At 68.8% G+C, this 25,443-nt stretch carries 29 protein-coding genes and 3 tRNA genes; 13 read left to right on the top strand and 19 right to left on the bottom strand.

What is annotated here, in order from left to right; genetic code table 11:
* Window positions 1-14 precede the first annotated feature (14 nt).
* The 6 genes from fni to ACZ5Y9_RS09250 form a co-directional block, all read right to left on the bottom strand.
* Window positions 15-1,076 carry a type 2 isopentenyl-diphosphate Delta-isomerase gene (gene fni, locus ACZ5Y9_RS09275; protein WP_464471190.1) on the bottom strand — a complete coding sequence of 354 codons (1,062 nt, stop codon included), beginning with the start codon at window positions 1,074-1,076 and terminating at the stop codon, window positions 15-17.
* Entirely contained in the window at window positions 1,066-2,169 is a 1,104-nt protein-coding gene (locus ACZ5Y9_RS09270; protein WP_464471189.1) for a phosphomevalonate kinase, read from the bottom strand. Before ACZ5Y9_RS09270 ends, fni begins: the two co-directional genes overlap by 11 nt.
* Complete coding sequence (gene mvaD / locus ACZ5Y9_RS09265) at window positions 2,166-3,119, bottom strand: diphosphomevalonate decarboxylase (RefSeq protein ID WP_464471188.1); 954 nt, start codon at window positions 3,117-3,119, stop codon at window positions 2,166-2,168. Before mvaD ends, ACZ5Y9_RS09270 begins: the two co-directional genes overlap by 4 nt.
* Complete coding sequence (gene mvk / locus ACZ5Y9_RS09260) at window positions 3,116-4,129, bottom strand: mevalonate kinase (RefSeq protein ID WP_247632267.1); 1,014 nt, start codon at window positions 4,127-4,129, stop codon at window positions 3,116-3,118. The genes mvaD and mvk overlap by 4 nt, the downstream gene beginning before the upstream one ends.
* Before the next feature lie 38 nt (window positions 4,130-4,167).
* Window positions 4,168-4,241: transfer RNA gene (locus ACZ5Y9_RS09255), tRNA-Ile, on the bottom strand.
* Between the two features lie 29 nt (window positions 4,242-4,270).
* Window positions 4,271-4,807, bottom strand: coding sequence for a gamma carbonic anhydrase family protein (locus ACZ5Y9_RS09250; protein WP_464471187.1), 537 nt, complete (start codon window positions 4,805-4,807; stop codon window positions 4,271-4,273).
* 140 nt (window positions 4,808-4,947) lie between these two features.
* Here ACZ5Y9_RS09250 and ACZ5Y9_RS09245 point away from each other — a divergent pair, with 140 nt between their 5' ends.
* Window positions 4,948-5,433, top strand: coding sequence for a Dps family protein (locus ACZ5Y9_RS09245; RefSeq protein WP_247622542.1), 486 nt, complete (start codon window positions 4,948-4,950; stop codon window positions 5,431-5,433).
* Window positions 5,434-5,494: 61 nt separating this feature from the next.
* Here ACZ5Y9_RS09245 and ACZ5Y9_RS09240 read toward each other — a convergent pair whose 3' ends face one another.
* From ACZ5Y9_RS09240 to ACZ5Y9_RS09220, 5 genes are read right to left on the bottom strand one after another with little or no spacing between them, the layout of a single operon-like run.
* Window positions 5,495-6,991: an amidohydrolase gene (locus tag ACZ5Y9_RS09240; RefSeq protein ID WP_464471186.1), complete on the bottom strand. Its 1,497-nt coding sequence runs from the start codon at window positions 6,989-6,991 to the stop codon at window positions 5,495-5,497.
* Window positions 6,988-7,629 carry an FMN-binding negative transcriptional regulator gene (locus ACZ5Y9_RS09235; protein ID WP_247622544.1) on the bottom strand — a complete coding sequence of 214 codons (642 nt, stop codon included), beginning with the start codon at window positions 7,627-7,629 and terminating at the stop codon, window positions 6,988-6,990. Before ACZ5Y9_RS09235 ends, ACZ5Y9_RS09240 begins: the two co-directional genes overlap by 4 nt.
* A gap of 35 nt (window positions 7,630-7,664) precedes the next feature.
* Window positions 7,665-8,663 carry an Fpg/Nei family DNA glycosylase gene (locus ACZ5Y9_RS09230; protein ID WP_247622545.1) on the bottom strand — a complete coding sequence of 333 codons (999 nt, stop codon included), beginning with the start codon at window positions 8,661-8,663 and terminating at the stop codon, window positions 7,665-7,667.
* Between the two features lies 1 nt (window position 8,664).
* On the bottom strand, window positions 8,665-9,150 hold the full coding sequence (locus tag ACZ5Y9_RS09225; RefSeq protein ID WP_247622546.1) for a ribose-5-phosphate isomerase: 486 nt from the start codon (window positions 9,148-9,150) through the stop codon (window positions 8,665-8,667).
* Between the two features lie 38 nt (window positions 9,151-9,188).
* Window positions 9,189-10,373 (bottom strand): ferrochelatase, encoded by a 1,185-nt coding sequence (locus ACZ5Y9_RS09220; RefSeq protein ID WP_247622547.1) that lies wholly within the window; start codon window positions 10,371-10,373, stop codon window positions 9,189-9,191.
* A gap of 123 nt (window positions 10,374-10,496) precedes the next feature.
* Here ACZ5Y9_RS09220 and pepN point away from each other — a divergent pair, with 123 nt between their 5' ends.
* The 4 genes from pepN to ACZ5Y9_RS09200 all read left to right on the top strand — a co-directional run bounded on the left by pepN (window position 10,497) and on the right by ACZ5Y9_RS09200 (window position 16,327).
* The gene (gene pepN, locus ACZ5Y9_RS09215) at window positions 10,497-13,049 is read left to right on the top strand and encodes an aminopeptidase N (RefSeq protein ID WP_247622548.1); all 2,553 of its coding nucleotides are present in this window, start codon (window positions 10,497-10,499) and stop codon (window positions 13,047-13,049) included.
* 100 nt (window positions 13,050-13,149) lie between these two features.
* Window positions 13,150-14,226 (top strand): mechanosensitive ion channel family protein, encoded by a 1,077-nt coding sequence (locus tag ACZ5Y9_RS09210; RefSeq protein WP_247622549.1) that lies wholly within the window; start codon window positions 13,150-13,152, stop codon window positions 14,224-14,226.
* On the top strand, window positions 14,223-14,672 hold the full coding sequence (locus tag ACZ5Y9_RS09205) for a globin (RefSeq protein WP_247622550.1): 450 nt from the start codon (window positions 14,223-14,225) through the stop codon (window positions 14,670-14,672). Before ACZ5Y9_RS09210 ends, ACZ5Y9_RS09205 begins: the two co-directional genes overlap by 4 nt.
* Complete coding sequence (locus ACZ5Y9_RS09200; protein ID WP_464471185.1) at window positions 14,669-16,327, top strand: FAD-binding dehydrogenase; 1,659 nt, start codon at window positions 14,669-14,671, stop codon at window positions 16,325-16,327. Before ACZ5Y9_RS09205 ends, ACZ5Y9_RS09200 begins: the two co-directional genes overlap by 4 nt.
* Window positions 16,328-16,342: 15 nt before the next feature.
* Here ACZ5Y9_RS09200 and ACZ5Y9_RS09195 read toward each other — a convergent pair whose 3' ends face one another.
* A complete protein-coding gene (locus tag ACZ5Y9_RS09195) occupies window positions 16,343-17,014 on the bottom strand; it encodes a DUF8185 domain-containing protein (protein WP_464471184.1) in 672 nt (223 codons plus the stop codon).
* A 49-nt stretch (window positions 17,015-17,063) separates the two neighbouring features.
* On the opposite strand from ACZ5Y9_RS09195, the gene ACZ5Y9_RS09190 reads away from it, so the two are divergent.
* Window positions 17,064-17,951 (top strand): acyl-CoA thioesterase, encoded by an 888-nt coding sequence (locus tag ACZ5Y9_RS09190; protein WP_247622553.1) that lies wholly within the window; start codon window positions 17,064-17,066, stop codon window positions 17,949-17,951.
* A gap of 24 nt (window positions 17,952-17,975) precedes the next feature.
* On the opposite strand, the gene ACZ5Y9_RS09185 is transcribed toward ACZ5Y9_RS09190, so the two are convergent.
* From ACZ5Y9_RS09185 to ACZ5Y9_RS09170, 4 genes are all read right to left on the bottom strand, one after another.
* Window positions 17,976-18,470: an acyl-CoA thioesterase gene (locus ACZ5Y9_RS09185; RefSeq protein ID WP_464471183.1), complete on the bottom strand. Its 495-nt coding sequence runs from the start codon at window positions 18,468-18,470 to the stop codon at window positions 17,976-17,978.
* Between the two features lie 6 nt (window positions 18,471-18,476).
* Window positions 18,477-20,156, bottom strand: a complete 1,680-nt coding sequence (gene ettA, locus ACZ5Y9_RS09180; protein ID WP_464471182.1) for an energy-dependent translational throttle protein EttA — start codon at window positions 20,154-20,156, stop codon at window positions 18,477-18,479.
* A gap of 61 nt (window positions 20,157-20,217) precedes the next feature.
* Entirely contained in the window at window positions 20,218-20,709 is a 492-nt protein-coding gene (locus ACZ5Y9_RS09175; protein ID WP_464471181.1) for a DUF6993 domain-containing protein, read from the bottom strand.
* A gap of 72 nt (window positions 20,710-20,781) precedes the next feature.
* Window positions 20,782-21,294, bottom strand: coding sequence for a single-stranded DNA-binding protein (locus tag ACZ5Y9_RS09170; protein WP_247622557.1), 513 nt, complete (start codon window positions 21,292-21,294; stop codon window positions 20,782-20,784).
* 191 nt (window positions 21,295-21,485) lie between these two features.
* Here ACZ5Y9_RS09170 and ACZ5Y9_RS09165 point away from each other — a divergent pair, with 191 nt between their 5' ends.
* Window positions 21,486-21,758, top strand: coding sequence for a hypothetical protein (locus ACZ5Y9_RS09165; protein WP_247622558.1), 273 nt, complete (start codon window positions 21,486-21,488; stop codon window positions 21,756-21,758).
* A gap of 16 nt (window positions 21,759-21,774) precedes the next feature.
* On the opposite strand, the gene ACZ5Y9_RS09160 is transcribed toward ACZ5Y9_RS09165, so the two are convergent.
* Window positions 21,775-21,846, bottom strand: a tRNA-Arg gene (locus tag ACZ5Y9_RS09160).
* Window positions 21,847-21,906: 60 nt separating this feature from the next.
* Here ACZ5Y9_RS09160 and orn point away from each other — a divergent pair.
* The 6 genes from orn to ACZ5Y9_RS09130 all read left to right on the top strand — a co-directional run bounded on the left by orn (window position 21,907) and on the right by ACZ5Y9_RS09130 (window position 24,513).
* Window positions 21,907-22,533, top strand: coding sequence for an oligoribonuclease (gene orn / locus ACZ5Y9_RS09155; protein WP_247956107.1), 627 nt, complete (start codon window positions 21,907-21,909; stop codon window positions 22,531-22,533).
* A 36-nt stretch (window positions 22,534-22,569) separates the two neighbouring features.
* A tRNA-His gene (locus ACZ5Y9_RS09150) sits at window positions 22,570-22,645 on the top strand.
* 79 nt (window positions 22,646-22,724) lie between these two features.
* Window positions 22,725-23,363 (top strand): LysE family transporter, encoded by a 639-nt coding sequence (locus ACZ5Y9_RS09145; RefSeq protein WP_247622560.1) that lies wholly within the window; start codon window positions 22,725-22,727, stop codon window positions 23,361-23,363.
* Between the two features lie 27 nt (window positions 23,364-23,390).
* Window positions 23,391-23,738, top strand: coding sequence for a metallopeptidase family protein (locus ACZ5Y9_RS09140; protein ID WP_247956105.1), 348 nt, complete (start codon window positions 23,391-23,393; stop codon window positions 23,736-23,738).
* Window positions 23,735-24,031, top strand: a complete 297-nt coding sequence (gene clpS / locus ACZ5Y9_RS09135) for an ATP-dependent Clp protease adapter ClpS (RefSeq protein WP_247956104.1) — start codon at window positions 23,735-23,737, stop codon at window positions 24,029-24,031. The genes ACZ5Y9_RS09140 and clpS overlap by 4 nt, the downstream gene beginning before the upstream one ends.
* The gene (locus ACZ5Y9_RS09130) at window positions 24,028-24,513 is read left to right on the top strand and encodes a DUF2017 family protein (protein ID WP_464471180.1); all 486 of its coding nucleotides are present in this window, start codon (window positions 24,028-24,030) and stop codon (window positions 24,511-24,513) included. The genes clpS and ACZ5Y9_RS09130 overlap by 4 nt, the downstream gene beginning before the upstream one ends.
* Window positions 24,514-24,525: 12 nt before the next feature.
* Here the strand turns inward: ACZ5Y9_RS09130 and ACZ5Y9_RS09125 are convergent, their stop codons facing one another.
* Window positions 24,526-25,107: a nucleoside/nucleotide kinase family protein gene (locus tag ACZ5Y9_RS09125; protein ID WP_247622564.1), complete on the bottom strand. Its 582-nt coding sequence runs from the start codon at window positions 25,105-25,107 to the stop codon at window positions 24,526-24,528.
* Window positions 25,091-25,408 carry a hypothetical protein gene (locus ACZ5Y9_RS09120; protein WP_247622565.1) on the bottom strand — a complete coding sequence of 106 codons (318 nt, stop codon included), beginning with the start codon at window positions 25,406-25,408 and terminating at the stop codon, window positions 25,091-25,093. Before ACZ5Y9_RS09120 ends, ACZ5Y9_RS09125 begins: the two co-directional genes overlap by 17 nt.
* Window positions 25,409-25,443 lie beyond the last annotated feature (35 nt).

Raw genomic sequence — 25,443 nt, 5'->3', positions numbered from 1 at the left:
GGGGAGCCTTTCGGTCATCGTGCGTCGGAGCGCCGCGAGAGGGCCGCGAGGTCGATGCCCCGCGCGCGGCAGAAGTCTGCGGTGTCGCCGGTGACGACGAGATCGGTGCGCACCAGGTCGGAGGTCGCCGCGGCGCCGAGGAGCGCCGAGAGCGCTGTGAGATGCGTGGTCCATTCCCCGAGGCGCGAGGCCAGCGCCTCGGGACCGCCGTCGAGCACCGTCTTGAGGAACGGGCCGGAGACGCCCACCGCCCGTGCGCCGAGCGCCAGGGCGCGCACGGCATCGAGCGGTGTGCGCACGCCGCCGGAGGCGAGGAGGACCGGGGCGGATGCCGGGGCGTCGATCAGGCACTCGACGGCCGACTGCCCCCATCCCGCCAGGTAGGCGTAGCCCTCTCCCCCGCGGCGGGCGTTCTCGACACGGACGAAGTCCGTTCCTCCGCGACCGGACACGTCCGCGGCGGCGACGCCGAGATCGGCGAGGAGGGCGAGCGTGCGGGCGCTCAGCCCGAAACCGACCTCCTTGACGACCACCGGCACGTCGACGGCCGCCACCAGGGACTCGAGCGACCGCTGCCACGACGAGAACGCGCGGCGTCCCTCGGGCATGACCGTCTCCTGCACGCTGTTGACGTGCACCTGCAACGCGTTCGCCTCGATCAGATCGATGGCTCGGCGCGCGTCGTCCGGCGTGCGTTCGACACCCAGATTGGCGAAGAGGAACCCGTCGGGATGCTCTTCGCGGAGCACACGGAACGTGGAAGCGAGAGAGGGATTCTCCAGCGCGACGCTCATCGATCCCGAAGCCAGCGGCACTCCCGCCTCCCGCGCGGCGATCGCGAGGTCGCGGTTGATGCGTCCGGTGCTCTCGCTTCCGCCGGTCATCGCGTTGACGTAGAGAGGCACGCTCCAGCGTGCTCCCAGCAGATCACCCGCGAGGCTGACGCGCTCGGCGTCGATCCCCGCGAGGGCGTGATGCACGAACGCGACGTCGTCGAAGCCGTTCGATGCGATGCGCGCTTCGTCCTGCTGGGCTGCGGCGAGCCGCACGTGATCGTCCTTGCGCTCAGAGGACATCGAGCACCCCCTCGGGCGGGTGCACGCCGATCGTGAGGTGACGCACGTCGTGATGCTCCCATTCGCGGAAGATGTCGGCGAGATCGGTGTGCACGGGAGCGAGCACGATGCCGCAGTCGCCGCCGCCCGCGCCGGAGGGCTTCGCGGCCGCCCCTGCCGCCTCGGCGATATCGCACAGCACTGCGAGCTGCGCGGTCTCGATCGGCAGCCCGGCCTGGGCGCCGAGGCGCTGCAGCAGTCGTCGGGCTTCCCGGATGCCGTCGAGGGTCGCCGCGTCGTCGCCGCGCGAGAGCGACTCCCACAGCGCCGACACGCACGCGCGCGAGTCGAGCAGGAACGCAGGGTGATCGACCGCTCCCGCCAGCGTTCGTCGGCCGAGTTCGTCGACGAGTCGCGCCGTCGACGCGGGTTCGCCGGTCCAGCCCACCACGAACCGCAGCTGCTCCGGCGGATGCAGACGCACGATCTGGAGGCCCGCCCAGAGGTTTTCGTCCGCGAGCAGCGGTGCGATCGGTCCGCTCTCGGACCTCTCTCCGAGGAGATCCCGGTCGGGCGCGCGATAGCCGATCCATCCGCCGAAGGCGCTCGCTGCCAGATCGCCCCCGGATGCGCTGGGGTTGACCCGGATCGTCGCGAGCATCGACAGCTTGAACGCCGCCAGGCGATCCAGGCCCAGCCCGTAGAACTCGTCGAGTGCGCGCACGGTCGCCACCGTGACCGCCGCCGATGATCCCAGGCCGAACTTGCGTCCGCTGACGTCGTCGAGACCGCTCTCGATCCGCAGATCGAAGAAGCGCGGGGCGACCCGCAGGTCGGCGCGGAGCCTCTCGACGATCGTGATCGCCGCCAGCACGTAGTCGTAGGGGTGGTGCTCCGGATCGATGCGCAGCCCGTCGGCACTGCGGGTCCACAGCAGCGGCGAACGCCCGTACTCGGGCGAGTGGATGCTCCCGGCGCCGACGCTCTCCGACACCGAGACCGACACGTACCGGTCGACGGCGACCAGCACGGAGGGCTCGCCCGGCGAGACGACCGCGTACTCCCCCGCGATGAACAGCTTGCCCGGTGCGCGGACCGTGATGACGGGGCTCATGCGAGCACCTCCACTCCGGGCCCTGGACGCGCGATCATGGTCTCCGCGAGCGGACGGGCCGCCGCGGCCACGGCATCCGCGTCCTTCGGTCGACACAGGAACACGACGTTGGGCCCCGCATCGGCGGTCGCGTAGACCGGCAGACCGTCGGCTCGGAGCGACTCCGCGAGGTCGAAGAGGGCGACGCTCACCGGCGACAGGTATCGCACGGGCGGATCGCACGACTGGATGACCGCGTGCATGCGGAGCGCGTTCGTCTCGGTGATCCGCCCGAGACGCTCGACGTCGCCGTCACGGCTGGCCTGCACCGCGGCCGACAGCGTCTCCGTCGTCGAGGAGACCCACGCGGGGTAGAACGGCGACGTGAGCGCCGTCCGCTTCATGGCGTCGCGGCTCGAGACGGCTTTCTCCTCGGAATTCACGATCGCGATCACCATAGCGAGATCGGGGGCGTCGAGCGGCTCGGCGAAGGACTCCACATCACTGCCTGCGTGCCACACCGCGAACCCCGGAATCACCGATCGCGCCGCGGATCCGGACCCGCGGCGGGCGAGTCGGCTGAGCGCCGTTCGGTTGAGGTCGAGGCCGTACGCACGCGACGCCGCCGCGGCGAGGGCGGCGAACCCCGACGCGGAGGAGGCGAGACCGGCGGCGGAGGGCACCGTGTTCACGGAATCGACCACGGCCGCGGTCCGGGACCCGGCCATCTCCCGCACGATGTCGAGGAAGCGCACGACACGATCACGGACCACTCCCTCACGGACCGCTCCGTTGAGCACGACCTCGTCGTGCGCGGCATCCGGCGCGAGCGTCACGGTCGTGGTCGTGGGGAACACGTCCAGCGTCATCGAGAGGCTGCCCGTCGCGGGCAGGTTCAACGCCGTGTCCGCTTTTCCCCAGTACTTGACGAGGGCGATGTTCGGGTGGGCGCGGGCCGTGACGGCGGTCATCGCGTTCCTCTCAGTTCGGTGGTCCAGGTGGCGGCGGCGCCTCGTCCGCGAAGGTCGTGCGCGAGCTCCGTCGCATGATCGGGATCACGCGCCAGCACGAGCACGCATCCTCCCCGACCGCCTCCGGTGAGCTTGGCTCCGAGCGCGCCGCCCGTGCGGGCGATGCCGGCGAGCCGGTCGAGCGCGGGATCTCCGACTCCCAGCTCCCCGAGCAGCGCATGCGCCTCGTCCATTCGGACGCCGATCTCCTCCGGCCTCGGGGATGCCAGCGCCGCCCGACCCTCGCGGGCGAGCGCTCCGAGCCGATCGAGCCGCCGCTCCACGGCGATCGGATCGGCGTCGCGCAGCGCGCGGACGGCGGCGACGGCCTCGCGCGTGCGTCCCCGCACTCCGGAGTCTGCGATCACGAACGACAGGGGACCCGCGACCTCGAGATCGTGCGCGCTGCCGTCCTGGAACCACACCGGCCGGTCGGAGACGACCGTGCGTGCGTCGAGCCCGCTGGGCGACGTGTGCGCGGCGCGTTCCGCGATCTGGATCAGATGATGACGTTCGGTGGGATCGAGTTCGTGACCGAAGGCGGCGGCGACGGCCTGCACGATGGCCGCCGACACTGCGGCGCTCGATCCCACACCGCGTTCCGCGGGCAGGTCGCTCTCGACGTGCACCCGTACCCCGGAGCCGTCGGCGCCGACCGCGCTCATCGTCGCCTCGACCGCGCGAGCGGTGGAGGCGAGGCGGTCGGGAACCCGACCGAGGTCACCGGTGTAGAGCGCGCTGTGCAGAAGACGGCGCTCGGGCAGCGGCTCCGCCTCGGCACGAACGCGAAGATCGCGCAGCGGAAGGGCGATCGCGGGGTGCCCGTAGACGACGGCGTGCTCCCCGAAGAGGATCGCCTTGCCCGACGCGGTGCCTACGCCGATCACCGGGTCGCTGTCGTGCGCGCCCCTCTGCGGAGCGGCGAAGGATTCGCCCGGTGTTCTGCTGTCGTCGGAAGCCGTGATTCTCATCTTTACTAAGGCAAGCCTAATCCACTGTCACGGCACGGTAGGGCGGGTGGGACTTGAACCCACGATCGTCGGGTTATGAGCCCGCTGCCTTGACCAGCTTGGCCACCGCCCCGTGTACGTCCAGCCTAGCGGTGCCCCGGGTCATACCTCCGTCGCGCGCGCGTGCACCTGCTGGTGCGCGAGATAGATGTCGGCGTTCGCGAGCAGTCCGGCACGCTCCTCCTCGGTCAGGGCGCGACGCACCTTCGCAGGAACGCCCGCGACGAGAGATCCGTCCGGCACCTCGGTGCCTCCCAGCACGACGGCACCACCCGCGATCAGGCACCCGCTCCCGATCACCGCGCCGCTGAGGATCACCGCCCCCATGCCGATCAACGAACCGTCGCCGATCGAGCATCCGTGCACGACGGCGTTGTGCCCGATCGACACATGGCGCCCGATCAGCACCGGGTGTCCGGCGTCCACGTGCACCGAGACGTTGTCCTGCACGTTGCTGCCCGCTCCGATCACGATGGAGGCCGAATCGGCCCGGAGAACCGCGTTGTACCAGACGCTCGACGACGCCGCGAGAGTGACGTCGCCGACGATGCGAGCACCCTCGGCGACGAACGCCTCGGGATCGATCGACGGCTCCCGATCGGGGAGGGCGAGGACGGATGCTCCGGATGCGATGCTCATGAGGCGAGACTATCCTCACTTCCGCGTGATTCCGCGGATTTTCGGGACGGTTAGCGGAGCCTCAGCTTGCTTGCGGAATGTTTCAACCTGAGTAGCGTTGTCTTCATCAGGTACGAAAAGGCACCTCGGAGGAGCACAAGATGAGCAAGGTACAGACCGTTTCCACCACCGCCAGCGACCCCACCGTGGCTGCTGCCGCCGCACAGTTCCTCTCGCCCGTCGTCCTGGGCCTGCAGGCGCTCACGATCAACGGCAAGCAGGCGCACTGGCACGTGCGCGGCGCCAACTTCGTCGGCGTCCACGAACTCCTCGACACGATCGTCGCCCACGCCGGCGACTTCGCCGACACCGCGGCGGAGCGCATCGTCGCCCTCGGTCTCCCGATCGACGCCCGCGTGAGCGCGGTCGCCGCGAAGGCCGGCGAGACCGGCGTCCCCGCCGGCTTCACGCAGTCGGACGAACTCGTCCGCGCCGTGATCGCCGACATCGACGCGATCCTGGTCGACACCAAGGCCGCGATCGACGGCCTCGACGAGGTCGACCTCACGAGCCAGGACGTCGCGATCGAGATCATGCGCGGCCTCGAGAAGGACCGTTGGTTCCTCGTCTCGCACATCGCCGCGTAATCTCGTCGCACGAGAACGAGAGAAGGGCCCCGGGATTCGATCCCGGGGCCCTTCGTGCTGTTCAGGCCCGGTGGGTGACGCGACCGGCGAGCAGTGTCGCGACCACCGGCATGTCGCGCAGGTGCGTCCCCGTCGCTCGCCGCGGATCCGCGGCGCACAACGCCAGGTCGGCGGGAGCTCCGGGAACGCTCGTCGACCGGATGCTCGCCTGCAGCGCCTGATCGAAGGTCACCGCTTCCTCGGGATGCCAGGCGTCGCGCGCGTTCTCGGTACGTGTGACGGCGGCGGCCATCGCCTGCCAGGGGTCGAGGGCAGCCACCGGCGCATCGGAACCGAACCTCACATCGGCCCCCGCGGCGAACAGCGATGCGAGCGGGTACCCCAGGGAATCCTGCGTCGCCCACAGCCGCTCCGCGAGATCGCGGTCGTCGATCGCGTGCTGCGGCTGCACACTCGCGGTGACGCCGAGTCGGGCGAATCGCGCGAGATCGGCGTGCCGGACGAGCTGCGCGTGCTCGATGGAGCCCACGGCCCCGGTCATGGCGAAGGCGTCCAGCGCGGTGGAGGCCGCGCGATCGCCGATCGCGTGCACGGCGACGGCGAGGCCCGCGCCGGTCGCGGTGGTGAGCAGTCCGATCAGTTCATCGCGGGGAACCGTCATCACCCCGAAGTTGTAGGGATCACCCGGGTACGCGTGCGTGCACGCCGCGGTCCGCGTGCCGAGCGAGCCGTCGCTGATGATCTTCAACGGTCCCACCCGGATGAGGCCTCGTCGCGCCTGCGGAAGGTCCGCATCGTCGATGAGCTCACCGGTACGAAGACCCTCCGCCACCGCCCGAGCGAGGTCGAACGGGTACACCGCGAACTCCACCCGGTGCGCGGCGAACCCGCTCGCGACACGGCGCGGCCAGGCATCCGCGTTCCAGGCCATGTCGAAGTCGACGATCCCGGTCACTCCGCGAGCCGCGGCCTCCTCCCCCGCTCGCTGCACTGCGCGGTCCGCATGCTCGGGGTCGACCGCGTTCAGACGGCGCGAGATCTCGAATGCCCCCTCCTCGCGCAGCACCCCGTCGGTGGTCGACATGCCCTCGCGCCGCAGCGCCGCGGAGTTCAGCCACACGCTGTGCACGTCAGCGTTGATGAGGTACGTCGGCACCTCACCGGTCGCTGCGTCCAACACGGCGAGCGTCGGGCGGTCGTCCCAGAGCGCGTCGCGATACCCCGTTCCCACGCGCCGCCCGTCCGACAGAGGCGCGACCGCCCCCATCCGGGACGCCGCCTCGGCGGCCGAGAGAGTGTCATCCAGCGATTCGCGCTCGGCCGCCAACGCCCACTGCACCGTGTGCACATGGTTGTCCCAGAGCCCCGGCACCGCCCACGCCCCCTCGGCATCGAGCACCGCACCGGTCGGGCGCAGGGCGCCGGCGGGCGCGATGTCGGCGATCCGTCCGTCCGCGATCACGATGTCCACCGGCTCCTCGTCGATCAGGAACTCACGACCGGGTCCGGCGATGCGAACCCCGCGGATCATCCCGACCTCGTCACCGACGACGCTCATGCCCGCTTCTCCTTCCGTGCGTCCTGCGCCCGACGCATCTCCGATGCCAACGCCGGGTTGGCGTACGGCCCCTCGCCGATCAGTTCGCCGATGACCGTTTCGATCGTCTCCGCGGGCTTGTTCTGGCTGAGCTTGCGCTTCGCGACCACGCGCGTCGGGGTCAACCGGAAGCCGACGGTGCCGGCCGCAAGACGCTCGATGAAGGCCGCATCGTTCGGCCGCTCCCACATCCGTCGCGGGTCGGGAAGCTCGCTCTCGAAACGGTCGACGAGACGGTCCAGCACCGCGAGGTTCTCGTCGGCGCTCAGGATCTCGGGCACGCCCGACAGGTGCACCGCGGTGTAGTTCCACGTCGGCACAGCGGCCACATCGCCGTACCAACCCGGCGAGATGTAACCGTGCGGCCCCTGGAAGACGATGAGGATCTCACCGTCGCCGAGTCCGTGGATGAGGTCATCGGGCCGGCCGACGTGACCCACCACCGTCAGGTCGTCGCTCGCGTCGTCCAGCAGTACGGCGTAGTGCGAGGCGACGAGTCCATCGGCGGTGCTGCTCGTGATCGTGGCCCAGGGATTCGCCCCGATCACGCGACGGATCTCCGCCCGATCGGCGAGAGTGAAGCTGGGATTCTGACGCATCCTCCCAGCCTAGGACTCGACTCGATCCCGGGCTCTCACGCCTGGCAGCGCGGGCACCAGTAGAGCTTGCGCGCGCCGATCTCCTCGAGGGCGATCTCGGTACCGCACACGCGACACGGCAGACCCGCGCGGTGGTAGACCCAGTGCCTGTCGTCACGGCTCGCCATGGCTGCTCGATACCGCTCGGGCGACAGGTCGTCCATCGTCATCATCTGGCCGGTCTCGACGCCGATCGCCAGCAGCCGCACCCAATCGTGCCAGAGGGCACGCACGACGTCCTCGGGAACGTCACGTCCCGGGGTGTGCGGGTTGAGCCGCTGCCGATAGAGCATCTCGGCGCGGTACACGTTTCCGATGCCGCTCACGACCGACTGGTCCATCAGCAGGAGGGCGATGACCGTCTGCTTCTTCCGCACTGCGCGGACGAAGCGCTCCTCGTTCTCGACCGGGTCTCCGACGAGCGGGTCCGGTCCGAGCTTCGCGATGGTCGCGAGCATCTCGTCGGGGGTCTGCAGGACGCACGCGGTGGGGCCGCGGAGATCGGCGGCGGTGATGTCGGTCATCAGACGCAGACGTACCTGCCCGACCACGGGCGGCGGCCACTCCACGCCCTCGTCGGCGAGGCCCTTGGTCTGCTCCGACATGCGCACGTGCACGCGCGTGCGCCGCGGGGCGCCGATCGATGCGAGCGAGTTCTCTCCGGCGTCGTCGAGGATCTCCTCGTCGATGACCGTGCCGCGCTGGTTGGTCTGCCCCATCCGACCGTTCGCCGAGGCGATCGTCGGGTCGACGAGGATCTCTCCCGCGAAGTCCCAGGCGCCGTAGAGGCCGAGGTGCACGCGCAGCCACACGTCGCCCTCGGCCTCGAGGAACATCTGCTTGCCGACGGCCTGCACGCTCACGGCGGATCGGCCGTCGAGAACCGCGGCGCCCTCGGCGAATCGGCCCTGCGGGCTGGCGGCGGAGAGCGTCTTCCCGATGAAGTTGCGGTCGAACTGGCGCGCGATCCGGTGGACGGAATGACCCTCGGGCATGTCAGGCCCGCGGGTCCGGCAGCAGGGAGCCGTCGCGCTCGAAGTCGGCGATCTGCCCGATCCGACGAACGTGGCGCTCCTCGCCCGAGAAGGGCGTGGCGAGGAAGAGATCGATGAACGACGTGACCTCGTCGTACGTGTGCTGACGGGCGCCGATCGAGATCACGTTCGCGTCGTTGTGCTCGCGGGCGAGCTCGGCGGTCGACAGGTTCCAGACGAGCGCGGCGCGGATGCCCTGCACCTTGTTCGCCGCGATCTGCTCGCCGTTGCCCGACCCGCCGAAGACGATGCCGGCGGCTTCGATCCCCGCGGCCTGGTCCGCGACGACGGCCTGTGCGGCACGGATGCAGAACGCCGGGTAGTCGTCGAGCGCGTCGTACGCGATCGGCCCATGATCGGTGACATCGTGGCCCGCCGCGCGCAGATGCTCCTGCAACTGGGTCGAGAACTCGAGACCGGCGTGATCGGTGGCGATGTGGATGCGCATGGCCTTCATTCTATTGACGCCACCGACATCGTGTCGGACTACGGGGCGATGCCCGCGGCCGCCGGCTTGAAGCCGGCGCGCACGTTCTCGCAGCAGCCGGGACGGCAGACGTCGAAACCGCCCGGAAGGTCGGTCAGGTGCTGGCGCTCACTCCGCGGACGCCCCTCGAGACGCTCCTGGATCAGGTCGACGATCCCGGCGACGAACGTGGGCGACACACCCGGGGTGGGCGTGCGGGTGAAGGCGAGTCCCGCTTCCTCCGCCGCTTCCTTGGCCTCGGTGTCGAGGTCCCAGAGCACCTCCATGTGGTCGCTCATGAAGCCCAGCGGAACGACGGCGACGGCCCGGCGTCCGCGCCCGGGCAGCTCGGCGATGACGTCGCACACGTCGGGGTCGAGCCACGGCTGCGATGGGGGGCCCGAGCGCGACTGGTAGACGAGCTCCCACGACACACCGGCACCGGTCGGCAGCGTCTGCAGCACGCGGTCCATCACCCAGGCCGCGACGGCCTCGTGCTGCGCCGCGTACGCGCCGCCCTCACCCCAGTCGATGTCGCGCGCGCCGGAGCGCTGCGCGTCCTCCGTCGGGATGCTGTGCGTGGAGAACAGGATCTGGATGTCGGATGCCGCGATCCCGTCGGCGAGGAAGCCCTCGATCGCTTCGCGGACGCCGGTCTCGAAGGCGTCGACGAATCCGGGGTGGTCGTAGAACGGGCGGATCTTGTCGATCGTGACGCTGTCACCGAGGCCGGTCTCCTGCAGAACGCCCGCGAAGTCCTCGCGGTACTGCCGGCAGCTCGAGAACGAGCTGTACGCGCTCGTCGCGAAGGCGAGCAGCGTCGAGTGACCGTTGTCGGATGCCGTCGTCACCGCGTCCGCGAGATACGGCGTCCAGTTGCGGTTGCCCCAGTACACGGGCAGATCGATGCCCCGCGCGGCGAGTTCGGCTTCGAGCGCCGCCTTGAGCGCGCGGTTCTGGCCGTTGATCGGACTCACGCCGCCGAAGTGACGGTAGTGATGTGCGACCTCTTCGAGCCGCTCGTCGGGGATGCCGCGCCCTCGCGTCACATTGCGCAGGAAGGGGATCACGTCCTCCTGCCCCTCCGGTCCGCCGAAGCCGGCGAGGAGGATCCCGTCGTAGGCGACGGGGGTCGTGACGATGGCTGCACCTCCGGCCGCGGCAGCAGAGGCAAAGGGGACGACTACGGGTTCGATCGCGCTCACCCTCCTATCCTTTCACCTCGACGGAGTGGCGAGGGTCGCGCGCTGGCGTAGTCTGTCATGGTTGCCGTCGGCGCCAACTGCGCCATTCCCCGGCGACGACCCCTCACCCCTGGGAGTAAAGCTGTGCCTGGAGAGAACCTCACCCGTATCGAAGCGCAGGAGCGTCGCGACGTCGTCGGCACCGAGTCGTACGACATCGCACTCGACCTGACGAAGGGCGCCGAGATCTTCGGATCCCGGAGCGTCGTCCGCTTCACCGCGACGCCCGACAGCTTCACGTTCATCGACCTGATCGCGCGCGATGTGCGCGAGATCTCGCTCAACGGCGAGCAGCTCGACCCGAACGAGGTCTTTGCGGACTCGCGCATCACCCTCACGGGCCTGCAGGCCGAGAACGTGCTGGTCGTCGACGCCGACTGCCTCTACACGAACACGGGCGAGGGCCTGCACCGCTTCGTCGATCCCGTCGACGGCGAGGTCTACCTCTACTCCCAGTTCGAGGTGCCCGACTCCCGTCGCGTGTTCGCGGTGTTCGAGCAGCCCGATCTGAAGGCCACGTTCCAGTTCACGATCACGGCGCCCGCCGCCTGGAAGGTGATCTCGAACTCCCCCACGCCCGAGCCCATCGTGCACGACGACGACGTCACCGCGACCTGGGGCTTCGAGCCGACCCCCCGCATCTCCTCGTACATCACGGCCCTGATCGCCGGCCCGTACGAGTCGACCTTCTCCGAGCTCACGAGCGCATCCGGCCGCGTCATCCCCCTCGGTGTCTACGGACGCAAGAGCCTCTGGCAGCACCTCGACGCCGACTACATCTTCGACAAGACCCGTGAGGGCTTCGCCTATTACGAGTCCAAGTTCGGCGTTCCCTACCCGTTCGCCAAGTACGACCAGCTCTTCGTGCCGGAGTTCAACGCCGGAGCCATGGAGAACGCCGGCGCTGTCACCTTCACCGAGACCTACGTCTTCCGCAGCAAGGTGACGGATGCCGTGAAGGAGCGTCGTGTCGTCACGATCCTCCACGAGCTCGCACACATGTGGTTCGGCGATCTGGTGACCATGAAGTGGTGGAACGACCTCTGGCTGAACGAGTCGTTCGCCGAGTGGGCGTCAACCATCGCGACCGCCGAAGCCACGGAGTGGACCGAGGCATGGACGACCTTCAACGCGATGGAGAAGACCTGGGCGTACCGCCAGGACCAGCTCCCGTCGACGCACCCGATCGTCGCCGAGATCAACGACCTCGAGGACGTACAGGTCAACTTCGACGGCATCACGTACGCCAAGGGCGGCTCCGTGCTCAAGCAGCTCGCCGCGTGGGTGGGCATCGAGGCCTTCTTCGCCGGTGTCTCGCAGTACTTCCAGAAGCACTCGTGGGGCAACACCGAGCTGAGCGATCTGCTCGTCGAGCTCGAGGCCACCAGCGGACGCGACCTGAGCACGTGGTCGAAGAAATGGCTCGAGACCGCGGGGGTCAACACCCTCGAGCCCGTCATCGCGGAGGACGGCAACGGCACGATCTCGCGCTTCGCCGTGACGCAGACCGCCCCGGCCGACTACCCGACGATCCGCCCGCACCGTCTGGGCATCGGGTTCTACAACCTGACCGACGGTGCACTCAGCCGCACGCACTACGTCGAGGTCGACGTCGACGGCGATCGCACCGAGGTGCCGGAGCTGCAGGGCCTGGCCCAGCCCGACCTCGTGCTGCTGAACGACCAGGACCTCGCCTACGCGAAGATCCGCCTCGACGAGCGCTCGCTCGCCACGGCGATCGCGCACCTCGCCGACATCCACGATCCGCTCGCGCGCTCGCTCGTCTGGGGTGCGGCGTGGGATCAGACCCGCGACGCCGAGAGCGCGGCATCCGACTACATCGATCTCGTGCTCGGCAACATCGGCCGGGAGAGCGAGTCGACGACCGTGCGCACGACGCTCGCGCAGCTGCGCACGGCGGCGACGCTCTACGTCGCGCCCGAGGAGCGCGACGCGGCGCGACTCAAGGTCGCCGACGGCCTCTGGGCACTCGCCGAGTCGGCCGAGTCCGGCAGCGACAGCCAACTGCAGTTCGTCACCGCCTTCGCCACCTCTCTCGTGACGCCGGAGCACGCGGGCATCGTCGGTCGCCTGCGCTCGGGCGAGGAGACGCTGCCCGGTCTCGAGATCGATGCCGACCTGAGCTGGCAGCTGTTGGTGGGCCTCGCGACCATCGGGGCCACGGATGCCGCGACGATCGACGCCGCTCTCGCCGCGGACAACACCTCCAAGGGTGGCGAGTTCGCCGCGCAGGCACGTGCGGCTCTCCCCGACGTCGCATCCAAGAAGGCGGCGTGGGCCTCTCTCGTCGACCGTGACGATGCCCCGAACACGATCGTCCGCTCCGCGGCTCTCGGCTTCGTGCACCCCGCGGGTGCCGAAGCTCTCCGCGAGTTCGTCGGGCCGTACTTCGAGATGCTCCTCCCCGTGTGGGAGTCGCGCACCTATCAGATCGCGCAGTACCTCGTGACGGGTCTGTTCCCGACGGCACTGGCCGATGTCGCTCTTCGCGACGCGACGCGCGCGTGGCTGTCCGAGCATCAGGATGCGGCGCCGGCGCTGCGCCGCCTCGTGCTCGAGAACCTCGCCGACGTCGAGCGCGCGCTCACCGCGCAGTCCCGCGACAGCGACGACTGAGCGTCTGCGGGACGGGGCCCGGGGTGCGTCTGACGACGTCGCCCCGGGCCCCTTCTCGTACCCAGCCCGCACCGAGACCCGATCGCTAGAATCGGTGGCGATGATCATTCCGTTCGAGAACACCGATCCCGTCGAGCCGACCGACGTCCCCGCGATCTGGGAGGAGACGCTCCGCGTGTTGGGGATCGTCGGAGGCAAAGCACTCCTGGTCGCGATCATCATCGTGAGCTGCGTGCTCATCGCCCTCGTGCTGCGCGTGGTCATCCGTCGGGTCGTGCACCGCATCGTCGACAGCGCGAAGAACAAGGCATCCGTCGACGACACGCAGGCCCTGGAACGCTCACCGCTCGCCGACATGCGCCTCGTGCAGCGCACACGCACCCTGGGGTCGATCCTCCAGAACATCGTGAACGTGATGCTGGTGATCATCGCGCTCGTGCTCATCGTGAACGCGATCGACAACAGCCTGCTCGGCTCCCTGACGTTGCTGACCGCCGCGGTCGGTGCCGGCCTCGGTTTCGGCGCCCAGAACATCGTCAAGGACGTGCTGAACGGCATCTTCCTCGTCGCCGAGGATCAGATCGGCATCGGCGACGTCGTCGACCTCGGTCTCGCGACCGGCGTGGTCGAGTACGTGAGCGTGCGCATCACGCAGGTGCGCGATGTCAACGGCACCCTCTGGTACGTGCGCAACGGCGAGGTCCTGCGCATCGGCAACATGTCGCAGGGCTGGGCCCGCGCGATCATCGACATCGGCGTGCCCGTCGACTCCGATCTCGAAGTGGTCGAGCAAACGATGCTCGACACCGCCCTCGCCCTCGCGAAGGACCCGAAGTGGCGCACCCGGATCGTCGAGAAGCCCGAGCTGTGGGGCCTGGAATCGATCGAGGGCGACGCCCTCGTCGTGCGCATCGTGATCAAGGCCCGCGCGAACGCGAAGGACGACGTCGCTCAGGAGCTGCGCAAGCGTCTGCGCTCGGCACTGGCCGAGAAGGAGATCGCGATCCCCCGCATGCACGCCGTGATCCCCACCGGCCTCGACGGAGCGCGACGCGTACGCGGAGCGAATCCCCCCAAGACGCGTCCGAACGCCGTGACCGGCGTTCCGGTGATCCCCGACCGCGGGATCTGGCGGCGCAAGAAGCCCACCACGGGCGACGGGAGCACGGACAAGTGACGTTCTACGACGAGGTCGGCGGCCGCGAGACGTTCGCGAAGATCGTCTCGGTCTTCTACCGCGAGGTCGCGATCGATCCGGTGCTGAAGCCCATGTACCCCGAGGAGGATCTCGGTCCCGCGGAAGAGCGGCTGCTGCTGTTCCTCGAGCAGTACTGGGGAGGGCCCACCACGTACGGGGAGACCCGTGGGCACCCGCGGCTGCGCATGCGCCACATGCCGTTCCACGTCGACCCCGACGCCCGCGATCGTTGGCTCCGCTGCATGCGCACCGCCGTCGACGAGGCGGAGTTGTCGCCTCTGCACGAATCCACGCTCTGGGACTACCTCGAGCGCGCCGCATATGCCATGGTGAACACGTTCGAGCCGTCGGGAATCGGTGCCGGCGCCGACGGACGCCCCACGCTCGAAACCCGCTCACGTCAGGAATCAACGGAGACACCATGACGAACACGCCCCTGTCCACGGATGTCCTGGTGATCGGATGGGGGTTGTCCGGACTCGTCGCCGCCTCCGAGGCGCTCGACGCCGGTTGCCGCGTCGTGCTCATCGATCAGGAGCCGCGCACGAACCTCGGCGGACAGGCGTGGTGGTCGTTCGGCGGACTGTTCTTCATCGATTCCCCCGAGCAGCGACGCCTCGGCATCCGCGACTCGATCGAGCTCGCGACGCAGGATTGGTTCGGCTCCGCCGGTTTCGACCGCCCGGAGGACGAGTGGCCGCGCCGATGGGCGGAGGCCTACCTGCAGTTCGCCGCCGGGGAGAAGCGCGCCTGGCTGCGCGAACGGGGCGTCGGCTTCTTTCCCGTCGTGGGATGGGCGGAACGCGGAGGCTACGGGGCGATCGGCCCCGGAAACTCCGTGCCTCGTTTCCACATCACCTGGGGCACCGGTCCGGGAGTGGTCGCTCCCTTCGCGGCCCGGGTCGAACAGGGCGAGCGCGAGGGGCGGCTCACCGTCCTGCCCCGCCATCGCGTCACCGCACTCCTCACGGCCGACGGCGCCGTATCGGGTGCCCGCGGCGACATCCTCGCCTCGAACGGCGAGGAGCGCGGCATCCCCTCCTCCCGAGAGATCGTCGGCGACTTCGAGATCCGTGCGGGCGCGACGATCGTGGCCTCGGGCGGTATCGGCGGCAACCACGATCTGGTGCGTGCGGCCTGGCCCGAGCGGCTCGGCACTCCCCCGGCCCACATGCTCACCGGGGTGCCCGCCTACGTCGACGGCTCGATGCAGCGCGTCTCCGCCGAGGCCGGCGCCCGGCTGATCAACGGCGACCGCATGTGGCACTACGTCGAGGGCATCACGAACTGGGATCCGGTCTGGCCGTCGCACGGCATCCGCATCCTCCCCGGTCCCTCATCGCTCTGGCTCGATGCGACCGGCTCGCGCCTGCCCGTACCGCTGTACCCGGGCTTCGACACGCTCGGGACCCTGGCTCATCTGCGCACGACGGGCCACGACCACTCGTGGTTCGTGACCTCCCGTCAGATCATCGAGAAGGAGTTCGCGCTCTCCGGGAGCGAGCAGAACCCGGACCTCACCGGTAAGGACGTCGGGCTGCTGCTGAAGTCGCGTCTCGCCAAGGGACCGACCGGCCCCGTCCAGTCGTTCCTCGATGAGGGCGCTGACTTCATCGTCGAGAACGATCTGGAGTCGTTGCTCGAGCAGATGCAGGCGCATCCGGGCGGAGAACACCTCGACATCGACACCGTGCGGCGCGAGGTGCAGGCGCGTGATCGGGAGGTCGAGAACGAGTTCACCAAGGATGCCCAGATCGGCATGCTCCGCTCGATGCGCAGCTACCGCGGCGACAAGCTCATCCGCACAGCCGCACCGCATCGTCTGCAGGACCCGTCCGCCGGCCCCATGGTCGCCGTGAAGCTCCATGTGCTCACCCGCAAGTCGCTCGGAGGCATCCAGACCGATCTCGACGGGCGTGCGCTCGACGGCCAGGGCTCTGCCATCCCCGGTCTCTTCGCGGCAGGCGAGGCGAGCGGCTTCGGCGGCGGTGGCGTGCACGGCTATCGCGCGCTCGAAGGGACGTTCCTGGGCGGCTGCCTGTTCTCCGGACGGCAGGCAGGACGCGCCGCGGCGCGATGAGCCGGCAGCCGGCGGCTAGATCGAGCCCTGGAGTCCCGTACCCCGCACGGCGGTGAGTCCGGTCGCGACGGGACCGCGCGCGAGCACATGCCCGCGACGGAATGCGAGGCGCGACCATCGCCCCGAGCGCGTCACCGGCACCTGCTCCTCACCCGAGATGAATCCCAGCGCGTCGGCCGCGAAGGCGATCCCGCGCGGCAGGCCCGCCAGGTCGTCGTCCGGTTCGCCCCAGATGGCCGCACGCAACGCGCGGACGGCTTCCTCTCCGGCGCCGGGAGTCGCACCGCGCGCGACGGCGGAAATCCCCCACTGGGCACGATTCGCGATGACGGATGCCGGAAGCGCGGCGATCTGCTCCCATCCGCTTCGCGGCGGCGCGACACCCGCCCACGCCGGGGAGAGACCCGTCTCGGGTAGTGCGAGTCGCACGTCGTCGTCACCGGCTGTGAGTCGGTCGACCACGATGTCGCACTGCAGCTCGGGATCGGCATGGACGATGCGCATCGCCAGCACGGTGGGGGTCTGGTCGAACAGCCCCTGCGGAGCGAGCGCCGCGGTGGTCAACGCGAGAACTCCGTTCGCCGCCTGCAGACGCACCCCCTCGTCGGTGATCCGCGCCGCCCGTCCCAGGAAGGTGAGGACGTCTTTCGCGGTCTCGCGGTCGGCGAGCAGGAGGTCGTGGGGCACGGGTTCTAAACTATCAACGGAGCGGTGGTCCGGCCGCGGAGAGGGAGATATGAGCGCGGAGAGCCACGCCGTCCGCACCGTCGAGCAGTTGCTCGAGGTGCTCGATCTCGATTCGACGCAGGCGCGTACGACGGAGGACATCTTCACCGGCGCGTCGCACCCGATGCCCACCGGCCGTATCTACGGCGGCCAGGTGCTCGCCCAGAGCCTCATCGCCGCCGAGCGCACGCTCCCCGAAGACCGACCGGTGCATTCGATGCACGGCTACTTCCTGCGCCCGGGCGATTCCGCACAGGGGATAACGATCGCGGTCGATCGCATCCACGACGGGCGGTCGTTCTCCACGCGGCGGTCGCAGGCGTACCAGAACGGGGTGCCGATCTTCTCGATGATCGCCTCGTTCCAGGACGAGGATCCCGGCGTCGAGCATGCCGAGCCGCTACCCGAGGGAATCCCCGATCCGGAGACACTCGCCCCGGATGAGGCGACGGTCGAGGGTCTGCCCGGCGGGACGGTGCGGATGCTGACCGACCGCGCTGCCGACATCCGTCACGTCGGCCACCCGCTCTACCTGCCGAGCCGTGATGAGCGGGCACCCCGTCAGGCGGTGTGGATGCGGATGCGCGCACCGCTTCCCGACGATCCGCGACTGCACCGCGCGGCTCTCGCGTACCTCAGCGACATGACGATCCAGGAGTCGATCCTGCGGGCGCACGGCGTCTACTGGGCGCTTCCCGGGCTGAAGGTGGCGAGCCTCGACCACGCGATGTGGTGGCATCGTCCGGCGCGGGTCGACGAGTGGTTGCTCTACGTGCAGGAGTCGCCGAACGCCCGCGGGGGTCGCGGACTCGCGACGGGACGCATCTACACGCGTGACGGAGCTCTGGTCGCGAGCGTCGCGCAGGAGATCATGATCCGCGTGCCCGAAGGCGCCTGAGTCCCGATCCAGCGCTCGACCCGCTCAGCGGTGCGCGTACTCGATCGACGCGCCGACGTAGGGTTCCCACGCCTCGCGCATCTCTCCGGTGAGGCGGGTCGGCCGCCCGGTGCGGGCATCGACGAGCACGATGATCGCGGTCGAGCGGGCGTAGATGGTGCGCGGCTCGGACGCGGGGTCGTTGTGCACCTCGTAGCAGACCTCGACACTCGATCCGCCGAGCTTGCCGAACCACATCTGCACCTCGAGCGGCCGGCGCTGGTACGGCACCGGCGCGAGGTACTCGATCTCCTGGCGGGCGATGAGCGTGAGCACGCCCTCGTCGATCCCCGAATCGAGCACAGCGGTTGAGGGGGCTTCCTCCCCCGGTCCCGCACGCCAGAACGCCCGCACGCGCGCCTCTTCGAGGAGCTTGAGCATGGAGGTGTTGTTGACGTGGTTGAACGCGTCCAGATCTCCCCACCGCAGGTGGATGGGGATGTGCAGACGGGGACTTGCCGCTGTGCTCGAATCGGACATCGGTGCTCAGTCGCGCGTGAGCTTGCGGTGCGTCGACCGGTGCGGCTTCGCCGCGTCCGGCCCGAGGCGCTCGATCTTGTTCTCCTCGTAGGCCTCGAAGTTACCCTCGAACCAGTACCACTGGTCGGGCTTCTCGTCGTTGCCTTCGTACGCCAGGATGTGCGTGGCGATGCGGTCGAGGAACCACCGGTCGTGCGTGATGACCACGGCGCAGCCGGGGAACTCGAGCAGCGCGTTCTCGAGCGAGCTCAGCGTCTCGACGTCGAGGTCGTTGGTGGGCTCGTCGAGGAGCAGCAGGTTGCCGCCCTCCTTGAGCGTGAGGGCGAGGTTCAGACGGTTGCGCTCACCACCGGAGAGCACACCGGCCTTCTTCTGCTGGTCCGGCCCCTTGAATCCGAACTTCGACACGTAGGCGCGCGACGGGATCTCGGTCTTGCCGACGGTGATGAAGTCGAGTCCGTCGGAGACGACCTCCCACAGCGTCTTGTCGGGGTCGATGTTCGCCCGAGACTGGTCGACGTAGCTGATCTTGACCGTCTCACCGATCTTCAGGGTGCCGCCGTCGAGCGGCTCCAGGCCCACGATCGTCTTGAACAGCGTGGTCTTTCCGACGCCGTTCGGGCCGATCACGCCGACGATGCCGTTGGGCGGCAGGTTGAAGCTGAGTCCGTCGATGAGAGAGCGACCGTCGAAGCCCTTCTGCAGGTTCTTCGCGTCGATGACGATGCTGCCGAGTCGAGGACCGGCGGGGATCGTGATCTCCTCGAAGTCGAGCTTGCGGGTGCGCTCCGCCTCGGATGCCATCTCCTCGTACCGGGCGAGACGCGCCTTCGACTTGGTCTGACGCCCCTTCGCGCTGGAGCGGACCCACTCGAGCTCCTCCTTGAGGCGCTTCGCGAGCTTGGCGTCCTTCTTGCCCTGGATCTCGAGGCGCTCGCCCTTCTTCTCGAGGTAGGTCGAGTAGTTGCCCTCGTAGCCGATCAGGCGACCACGGTCGACCTCTGCGATCCACTCGGCGACGTGGTCGAGGAAGTACCGGTCGTGGGTGATCGCGATGACCGCGCCCTTGTACGCCTGCAGGTGCTGCTCGAGCCAGAGCACGCTCTCGGCATCGAGGTGGTTGGTGGGCTCGTCGAGCAGCAGCAGATCCGGCTTCTGCAGCAGCAGCTTGGCGAGAGCCACGCGGCGCTTCTCACCACCGGAGAGCGGAGCGATCGCCGCATCGGCCGGCGGGGTGCGGAGCGCATCCATCGCCTGGTCGAGCTGGGAGTCGAGGTCCCATCCGTCGGCTGCGTCGATCTCCTCCTGCAGGGTGCCCATCTCGGCGAGGAGGGCGTCGAAGTCGGCGTCGGGATCAGCCATCAGCGCTGAGATCTCGTTGAAACGGTCGACCTTCGCCTTGATGGCGATGCCGTCCTGGATGTTCTCGATCACCGTCTTGGATTCGTCGAGCTCCGGCTCCTGCATCAGGATGCCGACGCTGAACCCCGGCGAGAGCTTCGCCTCGCCGTTGGAGGGCGTGTCGAGGCCGGCCATGATCTTGAGGATCGTCGACTTACCGGCACCGTTCGGGCCGACCATGCCGATCTTCGCTCCGGGGAGGAAGGCCATCGTGACGTCATCGAGGATGAGCTTCTCGCCCACCGCCTTGCGCGCACGGACCATCGAGTAGATGTACTCTGCCACCGGGAATCGCTCCTTCTGTCGGCGTCTGATCGACACTCCAGCCTACCGGCTGGAGTGCGGGTCACCAGTCGATCGCGCGCGTGATGCCGATGAGGCATCGCCCCTCGGCGAGTTGCGGCATCACCTGCGTCACCAGCTGGCCCGTCGACGGACCGACCTGGCCGATGAGGCACTCGGTGTCGCCCCAGCGCACCGAGAACTGCAGACTCTCGGCCGCGTTCCCCACGGTCGACTGGTCGTTGGTGACCTGCATCGCCGCTTTGTCGAAGCCGACGCCCACCAGCGCGTCGATGTACGCTCGCCCCTCGCCGCGCTGCTCGGAATCCCACACGCCCTGTGCGGTCTGAGTGAAGATCGGGAGGTTGTCGTCGGCGGAGCCGTCGGGCACGAAGGCGACCGCCACGGGGGCGTCGGTCGCCGAGGGCGACGGAGCCGAAGACGTGGGCGCGGGATCGGGGTCGCCCACGCAGCCCGCGAGCACGAGAACAGCGGCCGCAGCGACGGACGCACCGACGACCGCGCGTATGACGGGGAGGACCGATCGTCGAAGCACGCCCCGAGTCTACGGGGACGTGCCGACGATCGCCGTCACACGACACGGCGGGAGTCGCTGCCGCGCGCGGGCTCAGTAGAGTGCCGGCGCCGTCGCTTCCTCGTCCACCGCGGGGGTGTCCGTCTCGGCCCATGCCGTGTCGAGCGCGAGCGGCGCGGACTCCTCGTCGCCGCGATCCTCCCCGTCGGTGTCGCGAGCCGGGGTCGGCACCTCGGCGGCCGGCGTCGTGCGGCTCGAACGGAGGTAGGCCGTCGTCCCCCACCGGAGGTCGTGCCCGATCGCATCGGCGTCGATGTCGACGCTCGTGCCGCTCTTGCCGTTGCTCTCCCAATTGCGGATCCGCAGACGCCCGGTGACGATCACGCTGTCGCCGGAGCGCAGCGAGGCCTTCGCATGCTCGCCGAGCTGCCGATACGCGGCGACGGAGTACCAGTTCGTTCCGGAATCGACCCAGGCCTGGGCCGACTGATCGAATCGGCGATGGGTGCTCGCGAGACGGAAGTTCGTCACGGCGACGCCTCCGCCCGTCTGCGCCTGGTTGGGGTCGGTCGCCACCTTGCCGACGATCGTCACGGTATCCATCATCTCGTTCTCCTTCGCTCCCGAGTCTTCCGCTCGGCTCGCTCCAGACTGCGGCAGGCAAATGGCACTGCGGGACGAGTATCACGCGGTTGGTGGACGAACGGGAATCCCCGGTCAGCGTGCAGGAAGAGTGCCCCAGGCCGTCGATCCGAATGTCGGTGGTCGGTCATACGTTCGAGGTGAGAGGAGAACTCATGAACGACACACTGATCGCACCCACCACCGCACAGCCCTGGACGACGCCCCGCATCGCCTCGACGCGTGAACACCTGATCCGCGCCGCCGATCAGTTGTGGCGTGTGCAGGACAACGCGTCCGGCCGAGTCCTCGGCCACCTTCGCGTCGCCACCGATCCGCTCGGTCTGCGCTATCGCGCCGAGCGTCTCCACCTCGAGACCGGTGCGTTCCGACTGATCGGCGAGTTCTGGCGGGTCGACGACGCGGTATCCGCGCTGCGCTACTCGTGAACCGATGACGCAGTCGTGCCCCCGGCAGGATTCGAACCTGCGACCGGCGGATTAGAAGGCCGCTGCTCTTCCGCTGAGCTACGGAGGCGAATAGCACTACCGTACCGTGCTCGCGCTCCGATGTCGGAGCCGTCGATAGTATGACGGCATGGTATCTGCGTCGGAGAACGATCGTCTCGTATGGATCGACTGTGAGATGACGGGGCTCGATCTCTCGATCGATGAACTCGTCGAGATCGCCGTCGTCATCACGGACTTCGAACTCCAACCCGTCGATCCCGGATTCCAGATCGTGATCCGCCCGAGCGCCGCCTCGCTCGAGAACATGAACGACTTCGTGACCAAGATGCACGAGAAGTCGGGCCTGATCGAGGAGATCCCCCTCGGAGTGACGCTCGAAGAGGCCGAGGCGCAGACCCTCGCCTACATCCGTCGCTTCGTCCCCGTCGAGCGCAAGGCGCCCCTCGCCGGCAACACGATCGGCACCGATCGCATGTTCCTCGCGAAGTACATGCCGAAAATCGATCAGTGGCTGCACTACCGCAACGTCGATGTATCCAGCATCAAGGAGCTCTCGCGCCGGTGGTACCCGCGAGTCTTCTTCCAGGCTCCGTCCAAAGACGGCGGGCACCGCGCGCTCGCAGACATCCTCGAGTCCATCCGTGAGCTCCGCTACTACCGGGAGGCGGTGTTCGTCGACGAGCCCGGCCCCTCGAGCGACGACGCGAAGACCATCGCTCAGCGCACCGTGTCGGAGTTCACCCCAAACATGTAATAGACTCGTCTGGTTGCCTGCTCCGGTAGGCACATGGTGGGTATAGCTCAGCTGGTAGAGCGCTGGCTTGTGGTGCCGGATGTCGCGGGTTCGAGTCCCGTTACTCACCCCATACGAAAGGCCCGAGTCCCCGGACTCGGGCCTTTCGCTTTGCGGGATCTCGCTCCGAGTCGCGCCCCTAGACTGACGAGGTGTCACTCGCGGTCTGGTTCTCGCTTCTGACGGCATCCGTGGTGATCAGCTTCACCCCGGGCGCCGGCGCCATCAATACGATGTCGAACGCCCTCTCCCAGGGCTGGCGTCGATCGATCTGGGGCATCATCGGGCAGCAGCTCGCCCTCGTGGTGCACGTGGTCGTGGTGGCGGCGGGAGTCGGGCTGCTGGTCTCGCGGTCCGAACTGCTGTTCAACGGCATCCGTTACGCGGGTGCTGCCTACCTCGTCTACCTCGGCCTGCGCCTGATCCTGGCGAAGCCCACGGCTCCCGTCGCCGTCGCCGACGACGCACTCGACCTGGTCGATGCGCACGAGGGCCACTGGTCCATGATCCGTCGGGGTTTCTGGGTCAACCTGCTCAACCCCAAGGCGATCGTGTTCTTCCTCGCCTTCATCCCCCAGTTCATCCGCCTCGACGAACCCCAACTGCCTCAATACCTGATCCTCCTGGCCACGGTCATCGTCGTGGACGTCCTCGTGATGTGGGGCTTCTTCGCCGCAGCCGCCCGGCCGTTCCGACGCTTCACGCGCACGGCGAAGGGCCAGCGCACCCTCAACACCGTCTTCGGCATCCTCTTCATCGCGGTCGCCGGGCTCCTCGTCTTCCTGCATTGATCCTGCGCGGCCCCTAGGCTGAACACGATGGAAATGGATGCCGCGACCTTCGAGACCCTCGTCGTCGACGAGCTCGATCGGCTGCCCGACGACATGGTCGACGGACTCGACAACGTCGTGTTCGTCGTCGAGGACCGCCCGGAGGACGGCAGCCTCGACCTCCTCGGCCTGTACGACGGTCTCGCCCTGACCGAGCGCACCCAGTACGGGATGGGCGAACTCCCCGACCGGATCGTCGTCTACCGCGAACCCCACCTCGCCGTGTGCGAGGACGAGGGGGAGCTCCGCGACGAGCTCCACACCACACTCGTGCACGAGATCGCGCATTTCTACGGCCTCGACGACGCGCAGCTCCACGATCTGGGGTGGGCATGAGCACGCCTGCGGTGGTCCCGGACGTCGTGGAGGACATCGATCTCCGCGCCGCGCCGCTCGAGCCCTGGCAGGTCGTCGTCTGGAACGATCCGGTCAACCTCATGAGCTACGTCGTACGGGTGTTCCGCACGTACTTCGGCTACTCGATCGATCGCGCGACGTCGCTGATGCTCGCCGTGCACCACGACGGGCACGCGATCGTCGCCACGGGGCCCCGCGAGACCATGGAGGTCCACGCTCAGGCCATGCACGAGTACGGCCTCTGGGCGACCGTGCGGAAGGCCCCGCAGTGAGCGCCGCTGCCGTCGAGATCACCCTCGTCACCCTCGAGGGCGTGCGACTGGACGAGGTCGTCGACGAGTACACGACGCTGCTGTCGTCCGCGGATGCGAACGACGAGGCCCTCGATCGTCTCGCACCGAACCCCTATCCCGACGATGAGCACGCGTCACGCGATTTCGCCGAGGCCACCCGGGACGATCTGCTCGAGCGCCGCCTCGCAGATGCCGACGTGGTCCGCCGCGCACTCGGCCCGTTCCAGTCCTTCCGCGCGTCGATGACCGATGACGACATGCTCCGCGCCCGCACCCTCGAGGTCCCGCGCGGCGAGGTCGATGCGTGGTTGCGCACTCTGAACGCGATCCGCCTGGTCCTCGCCACCCGCCTCGGGATCATCGAGGACGACGACCACGACCCCGAGGATCCGCGTTTCGGGATCTACGACTGGATCGGGTACCGCCTCGAGCTCCTCATCGATGCGGAGATGGGCGACTGATGCGCCCGCGGGTCAGGGAATGTCGATGATCCGCGTCGCCAACGACCGGGGGTCGTCACGCGCGATGTGCGCGCGCTCCTGCGCCGCCCAACGATCCCAGTGCGGACGGTAGGTCTCGCCGTCGCGCGTCAGCGCCCTGCGCTTGCGCACCGGCTCCGCAGCCTCAAGCCACACCCGCACATCGCCCAGGGCTGCCGTGGCCGGTGTCAACAGTCCGCTGCCCTCGACGATCACTCCGAGCGCAGGATCGACCGCATGCGTCTCCGCCTCGGTGGCGCGTTCCCAATCCCAACGCTGCCATGCGCCGAGTTTGCCGCGCCCGTGCGGCCGGAGGATTCCCTCCAGCGCCCGCTCGACTCCCCCATCGAGGCCGTCCCATCCGGGATAGAGCGAATCGAGGGCGATGACCTGCACACGACCGACGAGCGGCCACTCTTCCGCGACCCGCGCCGCGAGAGTGGACTTCCCCGCGCCGCTGCAGCCGTCGATGAGGACGACCGGGTTCGACGCAGCCAACGCGCGGAGATCGTCGCAGATCAGCCCCGCCGCGCGGGCGAGCGCCGCAGCGACAGGATCATCACTTCTTGAGGGCACGGATGATACGTGAGAGAGCTCGGCCGGCGACCCAGACGAACGGCACCGCCACGACCAGCAGCGTGACGATGTTGGGCTCGAAACGCAGCCCCTCCTCGCGACGCACGTAGACGCCGACGGGAACGGAGACTCCGCCGCCGCCACCGCCTTCCGCGCCGTCGCCGCTTCCCCCGCCGAAGCCCGAGTAGGTGAAGGCGACGGGAGTGATGCTGACGCCGTCGACGTCCTGCGGCTCTCCGTATGCGCTCTTGACCCCGATGGACGCGGCCTGCTTTCCGAGTTCCAGTGCAATGTTCGGCATGGGACCACGCTAGTCGACCGCAAGGGATTGCGGAG

The sequence above is a fragment of the Microbacterium sp. T3-8 genome (assembly GCF_055398145.1).
The sequence above is the reverse complement of the archived record's forward strand: the minus strand, read 5'-3'. Positions and strand labels throughout refer to the sequence as shown.

What these genes read in the sequence shown, in the direction of transcription:
- fni (WP_464471190.1), bottom strand. Translation starts at nt 1,076, where the DNA reads ATGTCCTCTGAGCGCAAGGACGATCACGTGCGGCTCGCCGCAGCCCAG.
- ACZ5Y9_RS09165 (WP_247622558.1), top strand. Translation starts at nt 21,486, where the DNA reads ATGAACGACACACTGATCGCACCCACCACCGCACAGCCCTGGACGACG.
- ACZ5Y9_RS09120 (WP_247622565.1), bottom strand. Translation starts at nt 25,408, where the DNA reads ATGCCGAACATTGCACTGGAACTCGGAAAGCAGGCCGCGTCCATCGGG.
- ACZ5Y9_RS09170 (WP_247622557.1), bottom strand. Translation starts at nt 21,294, where the DNA reads ATGATGGATACCGTGACGATCGTCGGCAAGGTGGCGACCGACCCCAAC.
- mvaD (WP_464471188.1), bottom strand. Translation starts at nt 3,119, where the DNA reads ATGACCGCCGTCACGGCCCGCGCCCACCCGAACATCGCCCTCGTCAAG.
- ACZ5Y9_RS09230 (WP_247622545.1), bottom strand. Translation starts at nt 8,663, where the DNA reads ATGCCCGAGGGTCATTCCGTCCACCGGATCGCGCGCCAGTTCGACCGC.
- ACZ5Y9_RS09140 (WP_247956105.1), top strand. Translation starts at nt 23,391, where the DNA reads ATGGAAATGGATGCCGCGACCTTCGAGACCCTCGTCGTCGACGAGCTC.
- orn (WP_247956107.1), top strand. Translation starts at nt 21,907, where the DNA reads ATGGTATCTGCGTCGGAGAACGATCGTCTCGTATGGATCGACTGTGAG.
- ACZ5Y9_RS09235 (WP_247622544.1), bottom strand. Translation starts at nt 7,629, where the DNA reads ATGCGTCAGAATCCCAGCTTCACTCTCGCCGATCGGGCGGAGATCCGT.
- ACZ5Y9_RS09270 (WP_464471189.1), bottom strand. Translation starts at nt 2,169, where the DNA reads ATGAGCCCCGTCATCACGGTCCGCGCACCGGGCAAGCTGTTCATCGCG.
- ACZ5Y9_RS09250 (WP_464471187.1), bottom strand. Translation starts at nt 4,807, where the DNA reads ATGAGCATCGCATCCGGAGCATCCGTCCTCGCCCTCCCCGATCGGGAG.
- ACZ5Y9_RS09225 (WP_247622546.1), bottom strand. Translation starts at nt 9,150, where the DNA reads ATGCGCATCCACATCGCCACCGATCACGCCGGTCTCGAGTTCTCGACC.
- ACZ5Y9_RS09200 (WP_464471185.1), top strand. Translation starts at nt 14,669, where the DNA reads ATGACGAACACGCCCCTGTCCACGGATGTCCTGGTGATCGGATGGGGG.
- ACZ5Y9_RS09190 (WP_247622553.1), top strand. Translation starts at nt 17,064, where the DNA reads ATGAGCGCGGAGAGCCACGCCGTCCGCACCGTCGAGCAGTTGCTCGAG.
- ACZ5Y9_RS09245 (WP_247622542.1), top strand. Translation starts at nt 4,948, where the DNA reads ATGAGCAAGGTACAGACCGTTTCCACCACCGCCAGCGACCCCACCGTG.
- ACZ5Y9_RS09210 (WP_247622549.1), top strand. Translation starts at nt 13,150, where the DNA reads ATGATCATTCCGTTCGAGAACACCGATCCCGTCGAGCCGACCGACGTC.
- ACZ5Y9_RS09185 (WP_464471183.1), bottom strand. Translation starts at nt 18,470, where the DNA reads ATGTCCGATTCGAGCACAGCGGCAAGTCCCCGTCTGCACATCCCCATC.
- mvk (WP_247632267.1), bottom strand. Translation starts at nt 4,129, where the DNA reads ATGAGAATCACGGCTTCCGACGACAGCAGAACACCGGGCGAATCCTTC.
- ACZ5Y9_RS09240 (WP_464471186.1), bottom strand. Translation starts at nt 6,991, where the DNA reads ATGAGCGTCGTCGGTGACGAGGTCGGGATGATCCGCGGGGTTCGCATC.
- clpS (WP_247956104.1), top strand. Translation starts at nt 23,735, where the DNA reads ATGAGCACGCCTGCGGTGGTCCCGGACGTCGTGGAGGACATCGATCTC.